This is a genomic window from Amycolatopsis saalfeldensis, assembly GCF_900110575.1.
Taxonomy (GTDB): domain Bacteria; phylum Actinomycetota; class Actinomycetes; order Mycobacteriales; family Pseudonocardiaceae; genus Amycolatopsis; species Amycolatopsis saalfeldensis.
In genome coordinates this window covers 17,558-32,419 of the sequence record NZ_FOEF01000007.1, presented here as the reverse complement: position 1 = coordinate 32,419, position 14,862 = coordinate 17,558, and the positions used below count along the sequence as shown (strand labels likewise).

Genomic DNA, 14,862 nt, shown 5'->3' with positions numbered 1-14,862 from the left:
GGGCTGAAGATGATCGACAAGGTGGGCATCGTCGGCTGCGGCGTGATGGGAGCGGGGCTGGCCGAGTCGTGCGCGCGGGCCGGCCTGGAGGTCAAGGTGGCCGTGTCCCGTCCGGCGTCGGCGGACGCGGGCTCGAAACGGATCCACCGCTCGCTGGAGCGGGCGGTCTCCCGAGGGAAGCTCTCCGAGACCGACCGCGACGCCGTGCTCGGCCGGATTTCCTTCACCGCGGACCTGCTCGAGTTCCAGGATCGCCGGCTGGTCATCGAGACCGTGCCGGAGGACGAGGCGACGAAGCTGGACGTCTTCGCCCAGCTCGACAAGGTCGTGCAGGATCCCGGCGCGATTCTCGCTTCGAACACGTCCTCGATCCCGATCGCGAGGCTGGCCGCCGTGACGCAGGCGCCGGAGCGGGTGATCGGCCTGCACTTCTTCAACCCGGTCCAGGTCCTGGCCCTGGTCGAGGTGATCAGTTCACTGGTGACCGCGGAGAGCGTGCGGGAGCGGGCGGTGGAGTTCGTCACCGGCGTGCTCGGCAAGCAGGTGGTCAGCTCCCCGGACCGGGCCGGCTTCGTCGTGAACGGGCTGCTGGTCCCGTACCTGCTGGGTGCGGTGCGGGTGGTCGAGTCGGGATTCTCCACCGCGTCCGAAGTGGACCGTGGCATGACGCTCGGCTGCGCCCACCCGATGGGGCCGCTGGCCCTGATCGACCTGATCGGCGCCGATGTCGTGGTGCACGTGGCGCGTGCCCTGTACGCCGAATACGGCGAGCCGTTGTACGCGCCGCCGCCACTGCTGGTCCGGATGGCCGAATCCGGCCTGCTCGGCAAGAAGTCCGGTCACGGTTTCTATTCCTACGCGTAGCCGGGCGGACCTAGGAGAGGATCGGAACATGACCCAGCGGACCATCGGGCTGCTCGGCACGGGTTCGTATGTGCCGGACCGTGTGGTGACCAACGAGGAAATCGTCGCGATGGTACCGAACATCACGACCGAATGGATCATGCGCAAAACGGGGATCGCGACCCGGCGCTACGCCGCCGCCGACGAGGCGACTTCGGATCTGGCGGCCAAGGCCGCGCTCAGGGCCCTGGACAGTGCGAACCTCACGCCCAACCGGATCGACTACCTGATCGTTTCGACCTCCACCGGCGACTTCCCGCAGCCGCCGACGGCTTGTGTGGTACAGAATCTGATCGGCTCGCACGACGCGGCGTGCTTCGACATCAACGTGGTGTGCGCCGGTTTCCCCTACGGGCTCGAGATCGCGCGCCGCCTGGTGGCGGCTCAGCCCGACGCGCACGCCATGGTGATCGGCGCCGACCTGTATTCGCGCTTCCTGAACTACGACGACCGCAGCACGTCGGTCCTGCTCGGCGACGGCGCGGGAGCGGCCATCGTCGGCGAGGTGCCGGAGGGACGCGGATTCCTCAACGTCCACCTGAGCAGCCACGGCGACGCCCAGGACCTGATCAAGGTGCCCGCGGGCGGCAGCCGGACGCCGACCACGGAGGAGACCCTGGCGGCCGGCGGCCACCTGTTCACCATGCAGGGCCGGGCCGTCCGGGACTTCGTGCTCGACAACGTCCCGCAGATCCTGGACAAACTGGTCACGGACGCCGGTGCCAGCCTGGCCGACGTCCGGTGTTTCGTGCCGCACCAGGCGAACGGGGTGCTGCTGGACCACCTGGTCGAGGCTTGCGGCCTGACCGACACGCACACCCACCGCGTGGTCGAGCGCTACGGCAACCTCGGCAGCGCATCGGTCCCGGTGACCCTCGACGACGCGGCCCGTTCGGGCATGATCCACGACGAGGATCTGGTCCTGCTGGCGGCCTTCGGCGGCGGGATGTCCGTGGGAGCGACCTTGCTCAGGTGGTCCGCTTCCGCCTGAGGCCACCGCCGGGAATCGAGTGACACCAGACTCGATTCCCGGCAGCGAGGACTCAGTCGATCAATTCCGGCATCACGGTCTTGACGAACAAGTCGATGCCGGACCGGTCGTAGGCCGACTCGATGAAGTGCAGGATCGTGTACTTCATGCCGAGGCTCTTCATGCGGGTCAGCCGTTCCACCAGCTGCTCCGGCGTGCCGACCAGCAGCCCGGAGGAGTACAGATTGTCGAAGGCGGCCAGCTTGTCGGCCGGGACCAGCGGCTCGTACTGGGCGTGGACCCAGGCCAGCCGGTCCTGGACGTCCTTCTCCGTCTCGCCGATCATGATGTTGTAGTTGCCCGACCGGACGATCGCGTCGAAATCGGTGCCCACCTCACGGCAGTGCCCGGCCAGAATCTCCGACTTGTGCTGGAAACCCTCCGGGTCGCTGTCGAAGTTGGTGTAGTCGGCGTACTTCGCCGCGATGCGCAGCGTCTTCCGCTCACCCCCGCCGGCGATCCAGATCGGGATCCCGCCCTCCTGCAACGGCAGCGGGCGGTTGATCGCGCCATCGACCTGGAAGTGCTTGCCCTCCAGCGTCGCGGTGCCGGTGGTCCACAACTGGCGCATGATCTGCACGCCCTCGTCCAGCCGGCCGAGCCGCTCGCCGGCGCCCGGGAAGCCGTAGCCGTAGGCCCGCCACTCGTGCTCGTACCAGCCGGCGCCGATGCCCATCTCGACCCGGCCACCGGAGATGATGTCGACCGTGGACGCGACCTTGGCCAGGTACGCCGGGTTGCGGTACCCCATGGACGTGCACATCTGGCCCAGCCGCACCCGGCTGGTCGCCGCGGCGAAGGCGGCCATCAGCGACCATGCCTCGTGCGTCGCCTCCTCGGTGGGCACCGGCACGGTGTGGAAGTGGTCGTAGACCCAGATCGACTCGAAGGGCCCGTCCTCGGCGTACCTGGCCAGATCCAGCATCGTCCGCCAGTGCTCGCCCGGCTCGATCCCGACCAGGTCGAGCTTCCAGCCCTGCGGCATGAAGAGTCCAAATCGCATGGGGCCGAGCATAGCGTCCCCGGTGGGCCCCCGGTGGGGATTGGCGCAACCAGCCGCCCCGGGGATCCGGCGCGCGGAGAGCAGCACGGTGGGATGGCCTCCAGCTCGTCGGACGACCGGCGCGACGCGTACCCACCCGGCCGTCGCGGCTCTTCCTCTGTCTACTGTGGACTGATCAGCCAAGTGCCGCGGTCACGGCCGTGCAGAGCCTTTCGTTCCACGCTGATGGCCTTTCGGGTAGGGTTTCCCTCTCTGGGCCGAAGTCGGCGGATGTCCTCCGTATACAGGAAATGGCCCGGTCAGGGGCGACTCCGCCGCAGACGATACCGACTTGGAAGTGAGCAGGATCTCTCGTGAGCAATCCGTTGGTCGCGCCGGTGCAGGATTCGACGACGGCGGTGTCCGGTGTTCCGCTGCTGGAGGACGCGACCGGGCTGAAGACGGCGATCGAGAGCAAGGACTGGGCCGCGGTCGCGGTCGGTGCGGTCGGGACCGCGCTGGACACGCTGACCGCGGTGATGGATCCGTTCGGCGCGATCTTCGCGGCCGGGGTCGGCTGGCTGATGGAGCATGTCGGGCCGCTGAAGCAGGCCCTCGACGCGTTGGCCGGGAACGCGGACGAGGTCAACGCCCAGGCCTCGACGTGGACCAACATCGCGAAGGAGCTGGAGAGCGTCGCGGCGGAGCTGACCCAGCTGGTCAAGAAGGACCTGGAGAGCTGGCAGGGCGAGGCGGCCGACAGCTACCGCAAGGCGGCCGAGGACACGTCCGCGCTGATCGCCAGCGCGCAGAAGGGCAGCGAGGGCGCGGCGAGCGGCGTCAAGACCGCGGGCGAGGTCGTGGCGGCGGTGCGGTCGCTGGTGCGGGACACGATCGCCGACCTGGTCGGGCATCTGATCTCGTGGGCTTTGCAGGTCGTGTTCACGCTCGGGATCGGGATGACCTGGGTCGTGCCGCAGGTGATCACCGCGGTGGCCAAGACGGCGTCGAAGATCACCCAGGTCACCACGAAGCTGGTGAAGGCGCTCAAGGCGCTGGTGCCGCTGCTGAAGAAGGCCGGGACGCTCTTCGAGGACGCCGGGAAGGCGTTGAAGGGCATCAAAGGCGGCAAGCCCAAGCCCGCCCCCAAACCGAAGGACATCGAATCCCCGAAGGGATCGCCGGGCAAGGACGGCAGCTCGTCCGGGGACTCGACCACGACCTCCAGCGCGGATCCGGGATCGACGAACCCCGCCGGGGCCGGGGGGAACAGCGGCGGTTCGCGGCCGCACGGCGAGACGGGGCCGGACGGCACGCACGGCGGCAACGACGGGGGAGGCGAGGCGCCGCCCCCGGGTCGTGACTCCTCCGGCGGGAACGACTCGACGTCGACTTCGGGTGCGGGGCCGGGTGTCCGGGGCAACAGCCGCGGCCCGCGGGAGGACGGGGTACCGGACAAGAACAAGAACACCTGCGGTGACCCGATCGACGTGGCCAGCGGTGACGTGGTGCTCGCGCAGACCGACGTCGAGCTGGCCGGGGCACTGGCGCTGGTGCTGCGCCGGGTGCACCTGTCCTCCTACCGGGCGGGCTGGTCGTTCGGCCCGAACTGGGCGTCCACTGTGGACCAACGGCTGGAGGTCGACGACGAAGGGGTGTCGTTCGCCGGCGATGACGGCACGCTGCTGTTCTATTCGCATCCGATGCCGCAGTCCTTGCCGCAGGCCGGGCCACGGCGGCCGCTCGCGTTCACCGGCGGGAGCTACACGGTCACCCTGCCGGAGCAGGGCCGGACGCTGCATTTCGGCGGCGGCACCGGGGTGCTGCCCCTGCGGGCCATCACCGACCGCAACGGGCACCGCATCGAGTTCGTCCGCGACGATGCCGGGGTGCCGACCGAGATCCGGCACAGCGGGGGCTACCGCGTCCGGGTGGAGTCCGCGGGCGGGATGATCCGCGCGCTGCATTTGTGTGGTGCCGACGATGGCGCCGACCTGCTGTTGCTGCGGTACGGCTACGAGCACGGCCGGCTCACCGAGGTCACCAACGCCTCCGGGACCCCGCTGCGGTTCAGCTACGACGGCGCCGGCCGGATGACCGGCTGGACCGACCGCAACGGCGCCTGGTACCGCTACGGCTACGACCCCGAGGGCCGGGTGGTGCGGGCCGAGGGCTCCGGCGGGTTCCTCAGCGGCACCATGGCGTACGAGGACGGGGCGCGGCGGTGGACCGACTCGCTGGGGCAGCAGACCGTCTACCACCTCAACGAACTGGGCCAGACCGTGCGTGAGGTCGACCCGGCCGGGCACGAGGTCCGGTCGGAATGGGACGCCTTCGACCGGCTGCTCAGCCGCACCGATCCGCTGGGCCGGACGGTGCGGTACGAGCACGACGAGTTCGGGAACGTGGTGGCGGTGACCCGGCCGGACGGCGCGCAGACCCGGTTGCAGCACAACGGTCTCGGGCTGCCGGTGGCGATGGTCGCGGTGGACGGGACGGTCTCCCGGCAGGAATACGACGAGCGCGGCAACCTCACCCGCGCGATCGACGCGGCGGGCCGCGCGAGCAGCTACGGCTACGACGAGCACGGGAACCTCTCGACGATCACGGACCCGCTCGGCGGGGTGCGCACCATCCTGAGCAACGCCGCCGGCCTGCCGGTGTCGGTCACCGATCCCTCGGGCGTGGTCACCCGGTACGAGCGGGACGGTTTCGGGCGGGTCTGCGCCGTGGTGGATCCGGCCGGGGCCACCACGCGGTTCGGCTGGACCGTGGACGGCCTGCCTGCCTGGGAGACTTCGCCGGACGGAACCACGCAGCGGTGGATCTACGACGGCGAAGGGAACCTGCGCACCCACGTCGACGCCCTCGGCCAGACCCATCGCACCGAGGTCACCCATGCCGACCTGCCCTCGGCCGAGACCCGTCCCGACGGCACCCGCATGGAGTACGGCTACGACACCGAACTCCGGTTGACCAGCGTCACCAACCAGCAAGGCCTGGTGTGGCGCTACGAGTACGACGCGGTGGGCGATCTGGTGCGGGAGACCGACTTCAACGGCCGGGTGCTGACCTACCGGCACGACGCGGCCGGGCAGCTGGTCGAACGCGTCAACGGCGTGGGGGAGGCCGTGCAGTTCCGCTACGACGTCCTCGGGCGCGTCGTGGAACGCCGCAACGGCGCGGCGGTCACCACGTTCGCCTACGACGCGGCGGGCCGCGTGGTCGAAGCGACGAACCCGGACGCGCGCGTCACCTTCAGCCGGGACCCGGACGGGCGCGTGCTCACCGAGACCATCAACGGCCGCACCGTCGCCTCGGCCTACGATCCGCTCGGCCGGCTGGTCCGCCGCCGCACGCCGTCCGGAGCCGAGAGCGTGTGGGACTACGACGCGGGCCACCGGCCCGTCGCGCTGCACACCGCCGGGCGCACGCTGCGCTTCGGCTACGACAGCGCAGGCAACGAAACCCGGCGGGAATGGGGCAGCCAGGCGGTGCTCGCCCAGTCCTGGGACGCCGACCACCGGCTGCGCTCGCAGTCGCTCACCGATGCCACGGGAACCGAGACCCAGCACCGTTCCTACCGGTACCGCGAGGACGGTTTCCTGGCCGCCATGGACGATCGGCTCACCGGTCCGCGCCGGTTCGACCTCGATCGCGTGGGCCGGGTCGTGGCCGTCACCGGCTCGGGCTGGACCGAACGGTATGCCTACGACGCCGCGGGAAACGTCGCGCACGCGTCGTGGCCCACCTCGCCCGAGCCGGCCGTCGGGGAGTTCGGCGAGCGGGAATACCGCGGCACGCTGATCCGCAGGGCCGGCAACGTCCGCTACGAGCACGACGCGCAGGGTCGGGTGGTGCTGCGGCAACGGAAGCGGTTGTCCAGCCGCCCCGACACCTGGCGCTACTTCTGGAATTCCGAAGACTGCCTTTCCGAGGTGCTCACCCCGGACGGCACCCGCTGGCGATACCGCTACGACGCGCTCGGCCGCCGGATCGCCAAGCAGCGGCTCACTCCCGACGGTTCCGGGGTGCTGGAGCAGATCGACTTCGCGTGGGACGGGCTCGTGCTGGCCGAACAGGCGCACACGGACGGCCCCGACCCGGGGGACGCCCGCGTCACGGTGTGGAACTACGAACCGGGCACCGGCCGCCCGCTGACCCAGACCGAACGGTCACCGCTGCGCCGCGCGCCGCAGCAGTGGATCGACGAACGGTTCTATTCGATCATCACCGATCTGGTGGGCACTCCGACCGAGCTGGTGGACGACCGCGGGGACGTCGCCTGGTTCCACCGCACGACCCTGTGGGGTGCCACGGCGCTGAGCCGGGGCGGAGCGGGGACCGGCACCCCGTTGCGTTTCCCCGGCCAGTACCACGACCCGGAAACCGGCTTCAACTACAACGTCCTGCGCCACTACGATCCCGATTCCGCCCGGTACAGCAGCGCCGACCCGATCGGCCTGCGCGGGGGAGCCAACCCCCACCAGTACGTGCCCAACCCGCACACCTGGCTGGACCCGCTCGGGCTCACCCCGTGCCAGGAACAGCTCGCGGCGGATCTCGGCGACCGGGCGTCCTATTACCATGGCATGCTCAACCCGCGAACCGGGGAATACAATACGGTCTCCGTGATCAGGGTGCGGGACAGCCAGGGAAATGAATTCAACGTCGTCACGCAGAATGGTGGAGACGACTTCACCGGAGCCCAGCGAGGAGCCGCCCAGCCCGGGGACTTGCTGGTTCGCGTACCCGGCGGAGTCGACCGGCATGCCGAGATGAACGGAATGGCCGTCATCCGAAACCAGGGCTGGACCCCGATAGCCGGCGGTGCGAGCCGTCCCGTGTGCACCCCCTGCGGCACGACATTCTGGAACCAGCATGGTGCAGAGGTGGTCGGTCCCGAATACCGGGGCGAGGGAACCGGACAGACCGGATTCATCTTCCCCCTCCCCGCGAATCCCACGTGACGAAGGGCTTTTCCGACAGTTCTGCCGGGTCGGGCGGCGCCGGCCGGACGGGGTCGCCGGCCGCGCGCAGGCTCGCCACGCGCCTACCGTCCAGAGGCGAGCTTGCGCAGCAGCGATGACAGCCCGCCGGGCGCGCGGCCGTCCAGTCGCGCACTGGTGCGGACCGAGGCTCCGGGTTCCTGTCCGAGCCGGTATCCGGCGTTTTCGAGACGGTTCCACAGCGAGTGGTCCTCGCCGCTGGCGACCCGGCCGAACCCGCCGACCGCGTCGTAGGTGTCGGCGCGGACCGCGAGGTTGGCTCCGTAGACATTGCCGGCCTCTCGGTCCGCCGTTTCGACCAGCCTCCGATAGCGCGCAGCGGCTCCGGGGCCGCCCGGTGCCGGGCCGATGAGGTGTGCGGGGCCGGTGGTGGCGTGGCCGCCTTGGCGGGCGCGGGCCAGGTGCCGGGCTGCCCAGTGCTGGTCCACTTCGCTGTCCGCGTCGGTGTTGAGCAGCAGGACCTCCGACGTCCGATGTCCGGCCAGGCGTGAGAGCGTGGTGCGGCAGCCCAGGTCGCGGACCTCGCCGATGGTGAGCGGGGCGCGGCTGACGATCACCTCGGCCAAGGACCGGGCCCGTGAAGCGGTGTCGTCGGCGCACCGGTCGGCGACCACGATGACGGCACGCTCGACCGACACCGGCAGCCGCAGCAGCGACCGCCGGATCGCGTGCAGGCAACCGGAGATGGCCGGGGCTTCGTCGCGCGCGGGCACGACGACAGCGATCGCGGTGATCACCGGCGCCTCAATACGTCCAGGCGAAACTGCTCGTCGACGTGGGTCACGATGGTCTCGAGGGCCGGATGCGCGGCGAGCCGCTCGTGCACGGCGGCGCCGTCGTGCGGAGCCTCCGGCGCCCACGGCAACCAGTGCACGGCGGCCAGGTCGCCGCCGGGCCTCAGCGCGGCCACCGAGGCCTCGATCGTCTTCTCGAGGTCCGTCTCGTCCAGGTAGTACAGCAGTTCGCTGTAGACGAAGAGGTCGACCGGGCCGGACGGGATCGCGTGGGGCACCAGCCCGTGCCGGACGTCCGCGCTGGGCGCCGCTTCACGGGCGAGGGCCACGGCGTCGGGTACCGGGTCGAACGCGACCAGCCGGTCGCATCGCCCGGCCAGCTCCCTCGTCAGCGTTCCCGTCCCACAGCCGGGCTCGACGACCGTGCCGTAGCGCTCGCGTGGCAGCGAAGCCAGTAGCAGCGCGCGTTTTCTCTTTTCGTACCAACGGGATTCGACCTGCCACGGGTCGTGCGCGCCGGCGTACAGCTCAGCGAACCGGCCGATCGGCGCGGAGCGGTCCGGCGGTTGCCGGAAGAACGTCTCCACCGGGCGGTCGAAGTGGGCCAGCGCTTCCTGCGGCAGGATCGGCGCTTCACCGCGGGGGCCGGGGTGAAGCTGCGAGGTGAATTCGCGGATCGCGGCGGCCTTCGCCGACCGTTCGCCGGTGGTGAGCCGGTAGGAGTGCCCACGGCGCCAGGGGATGTCGGTGGCGCCGGGGCTGCGCCAGTGCCACATCCAGATCGGGTACGACCAGCAGTGGGCCGAGTCCGGGGCGGCGGCCAGCGCTGCCCGCCCGGCGGCCTGGTGGTCCGGGTGGGGGTCCTCGGGCCAGGGCATGAGGCACAGGTCAGTACCCCTCGCGTGGTTCCGGAGCGCCTCCACGAGTTCGTGGCTGTGGGCGGTGAGGTCCGAATCGGGCAGGCCCAGCCAGACCGGGTCCACCGGTAGCCCCTGCGCGGCCAGTGACCGCGCCAGCTCGTCGCGCCGGGCGCGGCCCAGATCGCGGCGCTCGGCGGCGTTCGAATCGGGGAACGCGGCTTCGCCGTCCGTTGCCACCACCAGCGTCATCGTGGTGCCCGCCGCCCGCAGGTGCTGGAGCAGCCCGCTCGCGCCCAGCGTCTCGTCGTCGGGATGGGCGGCGACGATCAGCGCGTGGCGGAACTCCTGCCCCGGCCAGTCGGGAAACGTGCGTGTCCATTCGTGCTCCGGGACGAACGGCCTCATGCCCCGGCCTCTTCGAGCAGGGCCCGGCCCAGTGCGGCGAGGTCCCGTTCGCCGTGGTGCTGGCGGATGAACACCTGGAGGTCGGCCACCTGCTGCGCGAACCGCCGGTCGCGGCACAGCGGTCCGGCGCCGGTGATGCGCGGCGCGAGGTCGACCACGTCACGCGCGGTCCGTTCGACGCTCGCGCGGCAGGTGTCGTTCAGCAAGCCCGGGCTGGGGGACTGTTCGATCGTCGCGGCGGCGGAAGCCAGCAGCGCTTCGGATCCGCGCAGTGCCGCGTGGAGGGCGCCGAGGTGCGCGAGCTGATGGTCGTCCGCCTTGGCCCGGAGGGTTTCGCGCACCGAGTCGAGCACTCCGGCGGCGCCGCCGAGCCAGACCGCGGCCACCCCGGTGCCGCCGAGGACGAACCCGCGCCGCGCGACGTACCAGCCGGGTGGCCCGACGAGCCGGTCGACGGGGACGTCGTCGAAGACCACGTCCCCGCTGTCGGAGGCGTCCATGCCGACGGACTGCCACGCGTCCGGATGGCGTTCGACCCCGGCCGTGGACAGATCCAGCTCGACCAGCTGGTCGCCGGCCGCGACGAGGGCGCGGTCGAGGCCCGTGAGTCCGGAACAGAACCGGACGGTCCCGCTCAGCCGTCCATTGTGGAGTTCCGCGCCGGTCCCGCTCGATTTCGAAGCCCAGACGCCATAGAGGGACAGGGGCGCGGGTGCCTGTGCCGCCTCGGCCAGGATCGCGACCGCGTCGGCGTGGCCTTCGGCGAGCCGGGCGAGAGCCAGGTCGCGGCGGCCGAAGCCGGCCAGTTCACGCCACCGTCGCAGCACCGTGCCGCCGCCGGGCAGCGGCAGGTCCAGCGCGCCGGCCACGAGCATCCGCCGCAGCTCCGCGCCGAGCGTCTCCGCGGTGCGGGGAAGCGGCAGCGGCTTGGGCGGGAGGTCTTTCAGCAGGTTCACCGGGCGTCCTCGAGATTCTGCGGAAGCGGACGGTGCGCGTGGATCAGCTCGGTGCCTCGTTCGTAGTCGTCGTCGGCTTCGTGGGTGAGCACGCCGACCGCGGTGCCGTCTCGCTCGTACCAGACCGTGAACTTGCCGTCGTCGCCGGAAACGGGCCGGGCGTGGTCGAACCCGTCGCCCCACGCGGCGTACTTGAGCGTGTGGTCGCCGATCTCCGACCAGAACCCGGGCACCGCGTCCCACACCGCGTCGGCCCCGGCGGCCGTCCTTCCGGCGACCTCGCCCATCGCGAGGCCCTCGCCCCAGTGCTCCACCGGCAGGGCTCGCCCGGCGACGGCGTTGTAAGCGAGAGCGACGTCTCCGGCGGCGAAGATCCCCGGCCGGCTCGTCCGCATGCGCTCATCGGTCCGCACCCGGCCGTCCTCGATCGCCAGCCCGGCCTGCTCGGCGAGGTCGGCGCGTGGCCTTGCCCCGGTGGCGAGCAGGATCAGCCCGGCGTCGAGGTCCTGGCCCGAGCCGGTGCGAACGATGTGCCCGTCGGTGATGGACTTCAGCTCGGTTTCGGGCAGCAGCAGGACGCCCTCCTCGGCGAGCCAGCTCGCGATCAGCTCGCCCGCCTCGCGTCCGAGCCGCGCCAGCTGCGGGACCGGGCCGGGGCACAGCACGGTGACCCGCAAGCCGAGGCGGGCCAGGGAAACCGCGGCTTCGCAGCCGATGAACCCGGCCCCGGCCACGATCGCCTCGCCGGCGCGCATGGCCGCCTCGCGCAGGTGGCCGGAATCGCGGAGCGAGCGGAGCACCCGCACCCGCGGGTGGTCGGCGCCGGGCAGATCGGGGCGCACCGGCTCGGCGCCGGTCGCGAGCACGCAATGCGTGAACGGGTAGTCCCGGCCCGCCGCCGTCCGGGCACGGTCGGGACCCAGCTCGACCACGGGGTCGCCGAGCGCGAGCCCGATATCCTGTTCCTTGCGGGTCTTCTCGTCCACCAGGGAGATCTGGTCCGAGGCCGTTTCCCCGCGCAGCAGGTCCTTCGACAGCGGGGGCCGTTCGTACGGCGGATCCTGGTCGGCGCTGAGGAGGTGGATTTCGCCGGAGCCTCCGGCTTCGCGATAGGCGCACGCGGCCGACACTCCGGCCGCTCCGCTTCCGATCACCACGAGCTTTTCTGCACCCATGATCGGGCGGGTACCCACTCCGGCGCTGAAAACACCGGGTTACGAGTACCCGGCGGTGGCTCACCAAGCGAAGCACCGACGACCGGCTTAACGTCGAAGGCCATGACCGACATCACCAGCCTGATCCTCGACGACCACGATCGGTTCCGCCGGGCCTTCGCCGAGCTGGACGACCTGGCCTCCCCGGATGAGCTGGCCCGGGCGTGGGAGCCCCTCGCGACGCTGCTGGACCTGCACGCCGCAGCCGAGGAGGCGGTCTTCTACCCCGAGCTGATCCAGCGCGGCACCGACGCCGAGGACGAGACGCTCGACGCCGTCGGCGATCACAACGAGATCCGTGACGCGGTCGCCGAATCCCGGCGGCACCCGGCCGGCAGCGCGGCCTGGCGTGCCGCGGTGCGCCAGGCCCGCACGGCCAACAGCGAGCACATGGCCGAGGAGGAGGACGACGCGCTCGCCGACTTCCGCAGGCACGCCGGCGCGGGGCTGCGCGAAGAGCTCGGCCGCAGGTTCCTCGCGTTCAAGGCCGAACACGAGGGCGGCAAGGGCGTCGACACCGGCGACGTCGACCCTGAGCGCTACGTCGCCGAGCAGGAGAAGAAGGCCGGCAAGGACATCCCGGAAGACGTTTCGCTGGGCATCGGCGGACTGAAGGAGCAGTGAACGCAATGGACCATCTCATGCGAGAACTCGCGCCGATCCCGGCCGAAGGCTGGCGCCAGATCGACGACGAAGCGCGGGAACGGCTGGTCACGCACCTCGCGGCCCGCAAGGTGGTCGACGTCGAGGGACCGCGGGGCTGGACGCACTCGGCCACCTCGCTCGGCCGCACCCGCCGCATCGACGCTCCGGAGAACGCCCGGGAGCGCGAGACCGCCGTCCGGCAGCGCCGCGTCCTGCCGCTGGTCGAGGTGCGCGTGCCGTTCACCGTCGACCGCTCCGAGCTGGAAGACGCCGAGCGTGGCGCCGACGACCTGGAGCTCGACGACCTGGACCAGGCGGCCGCCCAGGTGGGGCTCATCGAGAACCGGGCAGTGTTCCACGGCTGGCCAGAGGCCGGGATCGGCGGGATCATCGACGCCAGCCCGTACGAGCACGGGACGCTGGGCACCGATCCGGAGCGCTACCCGCACCTCGTGGCGAACGCGGTGAACACCTTGCGCTGCAACGGGATCGACGGACCGTACGCGCTGGCGATCAACCCTGAGGGCCACACCGCCATCGTGGAGAGCACCGAGCACGGCGGCCTGCTCGTGCTGGACCACCTGCGCCGCGCACTCGGTGGCGGCCGGGTCAAACGCACCCCGGGCATCACCGGCGCGGTCGTGCTCAGCCTGGCCGGCGGGGACTTCGTCCTGGAACTGGGCCAAGATCTCTCGATCGGCTACAGCCATCACGACGCCGAGAAGCTTTCGCTCTACCTGGAAGAGAGCTTCAGCTTCCGGGTGACCGAGCCGGACTCGGCGCTGGTCCTCGACTGACGTCCGTCGAAGATGCCGTCGCTCTGATCGACGTCAGTGCGGCGTTCGTACGTGACGCGCGCCGGCGAACTGGAGGCCGACTAGCTGCGCGATTGCACCACCCCGGCTCGGCAGCCCCATCACCGACCTCCTGCCGCCGGGACCACCTCGCGGGCCGCGGCACCAACCGAGGCACTCACCTGACGACAATCGTGTGCGCGGAACGGGGCAGCAGCTCCCCGACCACGGGGTGGCCGGGCAATTCGCCGGCCACGAGCAGCCCACCGGAGGTCTGGGCGTCGGCGAGGAGCAGGGCTTCGTCCTCGTCGACGCGGGTGAGGTCGGCGTGCGGGCGGACCCAGTCGAGATTGCGTCGGGTCCCGCCGCTGACGTAGCCGTCTCGCACGGCTTCGCGCGCACCGTCGAGGTAAGGCACCGCGGCGGCGTCGAGGCGGGCGGTGACCCCGCTGGCCCGCGCGAGTTTGTGCAGGTGGCCCAGCAGGCCGAAGCCGGTCACGTCGGTGGCGCAGGTGAACCCGGCGTCGACGGCGGCACGGCCGGCGTCGGCGTTCAGCGCGGTCATCGAGTCGATGGCCTGGGGGAAGCGGTCCCCCGTGGCCTTGTGCCGCGCGTTGAGCACGCCGACGCCGAGGGGCTTGGTCAGCGTGAGCGGCAGCCCGGCGCGGCCGGAGTCGTTGCGCAGCAGGCGTTCCGGGTCCGCGACGCCGGTCACGGCCAGTCCGTACTTGGGCTCCGGATCGTCGATGCTGTGCCCGCCGGCGAGGTGGCAGCCGGCCTGCGCGCACACGTCCAGGCCGCCGCGCAGCACCTCGGCGGCCAGCTCGAACGGCAGCACTTCGCGCGGCCAGCCGAGCAGGTTGACCGCGACCACGGGGGTGCCGCCCATGGCGTAGACGTCCGACAGCGCGTTCGCCGCGGCGATGCGCCCCCAGTCGTAGGCGTCGTCGACGACGGGGGTGAAGAAGTCCGTGGTCGCGATGAGCGCGGTGCCGCCGGCGATCCGGACGGCCGCCGCGTCGTCCCCGTCGTCCAGGCCGACGAGCAGCTCGCCCGCCGGGTTGACGGGCGCGGCGCCGGTCAGGCCGCGGACCACCGCTTCCAGCTCGCCGGGCGGGATCTTGCACGCGCAGCCGCCGCCGTGCGCGTACTGGGTCAGTCGGTACCTCACCCGGCGAATCCTGCCCGCGATGCGCGCGGCGCGCGAGCTTGGCAGGATGACGCCATGGTGCAGGGAGGCGTATCCGGCCTGGTGACCGGCGCGGTCTTCAAAACCGTTGAACGGCAGGTACTGCCGCTGGCGGGTTCGATTCCCGTCCGCCTCCGCCAC

The 14,862-nt window shown here is 71.3% G+C and carries 11 protein-coding genes and 1 tRNA gene; 6 read left to right on the top strand and 6 right to left on the bottom strand.

Annotated features, from left to right (window positions below; translation table 11 throughout):
- Nucleotides 1–9: 9 nt before the first annotated feature.
- Together BMY97_RS17680 and BMY97_RS17675 are read left to right on the top strand one after the other, a co-directional pair.
- A complete protein-coding gene (locus BMY97_RS17680) occupies nt 10–864 on the top strand; it encodes a 3-hydroxybutyryl-CoA dehydrogenase (protein WP_091617964.1) in 855 nt (284 codons plus the stop codon).
- 28 nt (nt 865–892) lie between these two features.
- Nucleotides 893–1,894 (top strand): 3-oxoacyl-ACP synthase III family protein, encoded by a 1,002-nt coding sequence (locus tag BMY97_RS17675; protein WP_091617963.1) that lies wholly within the window; start codon nt 893–895, stop codon nt 1,892–1,894.
- Nucleotides 1,895–1,946: 52 nt separating this feature from the next.
- On the opposite strand, the gene BMY97_RS17670 is transcribed toward BMY97_RS17675, so the two are convergent.
- On the bottom strand, nt 1,947–2,936 hold the full coding sequence (locus BMY97_RS17670; protein ID WP_091618202.1) for an LLM class F420-dependent oxidoreductase: 990 nt from the start codon (nt 2,934–2,936) through the stop codon (nt 1,947–1,949).
- A 353-nt stretch (nt 2,937–3,289) separates the two neighbouring features.
- Here BMY97_RS17670 and BMY97_RS17665 point away from each other — a divergent pair, with 353 nt between their 5' ends.
- On the top strand, nt 3,290–7,885 hold the full coding sequence (locus tag BMY97_RS17665; RefSeq protein WP_245787370.1) for an RHS repeat-associated core domain-containing protein: 4,596 nt from the start codon (nt 3,290–3,292) through the stop codon (nt 7,883–7,885).
- An 83-nt stretch (nt 7,886–7,968) separates the two neighbouring features.
- Here BMY97_RS17665 and BMY97_RS17660 read toward each other — a convergent pair whose 3' ends face one another.
- From BMY97_RS17660 to BMY97_RS17645, 4 genes are read right to left on the bottom strand one after another with little or no spacing between them, the layout of a single operon-like run.
- Nucleotides 7,969–8,661 carry a glycosyltransferase family 2 protein gene (locus tag BMY97_RS17660; protein ID WP_091617962.1) on the bottom strand — a complete coding sequence of 231 codons (693 nt, stop codon included), beginning with the start codon at nt 8,659–8,661 and terminating at the stop codon, nt 7,969–7,971.
- A complete protein-coding gene (locus BMY97_RS17655; protein ID WP_091617961.1) occupies nt 8,658–9,923 on the bottom strand; it encodes a PIG-L family deacetylase in 1,266 nt (421 codons plus the stop codon). Before BMY97_RS17655 ends, BMY97_RS17660 begins: the two co-directional genes overlap by 4 nt.
- Entirely contained in the window at nt 9,920–10,879 is a 960-nt protein-coding gene (locus BMY97_RS17650; protein WP_245787369.1) for an acyl-CoA dehydrogenase family protein, read from the bottom strand. Before BMY97_RS17650 ends, BMY97_RS17655 begins: the two co-directional genes overlap by 4 nt.
- Nucleotides 10,876–12,054: an NAD(P)/FAD-dependent oxidoreductase gene (locus BMY97_RS17645; RefSeq protein ID WP_091617960.1), complete on the bottom strand. Its 1,179-nt coding sequence runs from the start codon at nt 12,052–12,054 to the stop codon at nt 10,876–10,878. Before BMY97_RS17645 ends, BMY97_RS17650 begins: the two co-directional genes overlap by 4 nt.
- Nucleotides 12,055–12,156: 102 nt before the next feature.
- On the opposite strand from BMY97_RS17645, the gene BMY97_RS17640 reads away from it, so the two are divergent.
- A complete protein-coding gene (locus BMY97_RS17640; RefSeq protein ID WP_091617959.1) occupies nt 12,157–12,717 on the top strand; it encodes a hemerythrin domain-containing protein in 561 nt (186 codons plus the stop codon).
- A 5-nt stretch (nt 12,718–12,722) separates the two neighbouring features.
- Nucleotides 12,723–13,535, top strand: coding sequence for a family 1 encapsulin nanocompartment shell protein (locus BMY97_RS17635; protein WP_091617958.1), 813 nt, complete (start codon nt 12,723–12,725; stop codon nt 13,533–13,535).
- A gap of 175 nt (nt 13,536–13,710) precedes the next feature.
- On the opposite strand, the gene selD is transcribed toward BMY97_RS17635, so the two are convergent.
- Nucleotides 13,711–14,703: a selenide, water dikinase SelD gene (gene selD, locus BMY97_RS17630; protein WP_091617957.1), complete on the bottom strand. Its 993-nt coding sequence runs from the start codon at nt 14,701–14,703 to the stop codon at nt 13,711–13,713.
- Nucleotides 14,704–14,766: 63 nt separating this feature from the next.
- Between selD and BMY97_RS17625 the strand changes: the two genes are divergently transcribed.
- Nucleotides 14,767–14,861: transfer RNA gene (locus tag BMY97_RS17625), tRNA-Sec, on the top strand.
- Nucleotide 14,862: the final 1 nt, after the last annotated feature.

What these genes read in the sequence shown, in the direction of transcription:
- BMY97_RS17680 (WP_091617964.1), top strand. Translation starts at nt 10, where the DNA reads ATGATCGACAAGGTGGGCATCGTCGGCTGCGGCGTGATGGGAGCGGGG.
- BMY97_RS17675 (WP_091617963.1), top strand. Translation starts at nt 893, where the DNA reads ATGACCCAGCGGACCATCGGGCTGCTCGGCACGGGTTCGTATGTGCCG.
- BMY97_RS17670 (WP_091618202.1), bottom strand. Translation starts at nt 2,936, where the DNA reads ATGCGATTTGGACTCTTCATGCCGCAGGGCTGGAAGCTCGACCTGGTC.
- BMY97_RS17655 (WP_091617961.1), bottom strand. Translation starts at nt 9,923, where the DNA reads ATGAGGCCGTTCGTCCCGGAGCACGAATGGACACGCACGTTTCCCGAC.
- BMY97_RS17645 (WP_091617960.1), bottom strand. Translation starts at nt 12,054, where the DNA reads ATGGGTGCAGAAAAGCTCGTGGTGATCGGAAGCGGAGCGGCCGGAGTG.
- BMY97_RS17640 (WP_091617959.1), top strand. Translation starts at nt 12,157, where the DNA reads ATGACCGACATCACCAGCCTGATCCTCGACGACCACGATCGGTTCCGC.
- BMY97_RS17635 (WP_091617958.1), top strand. Translation starts at nt 12,723, where the DNA reads ATGGACCATCTCATGCGAGAACTCGCGCCGATCCCGGCCGAAGGCTGG.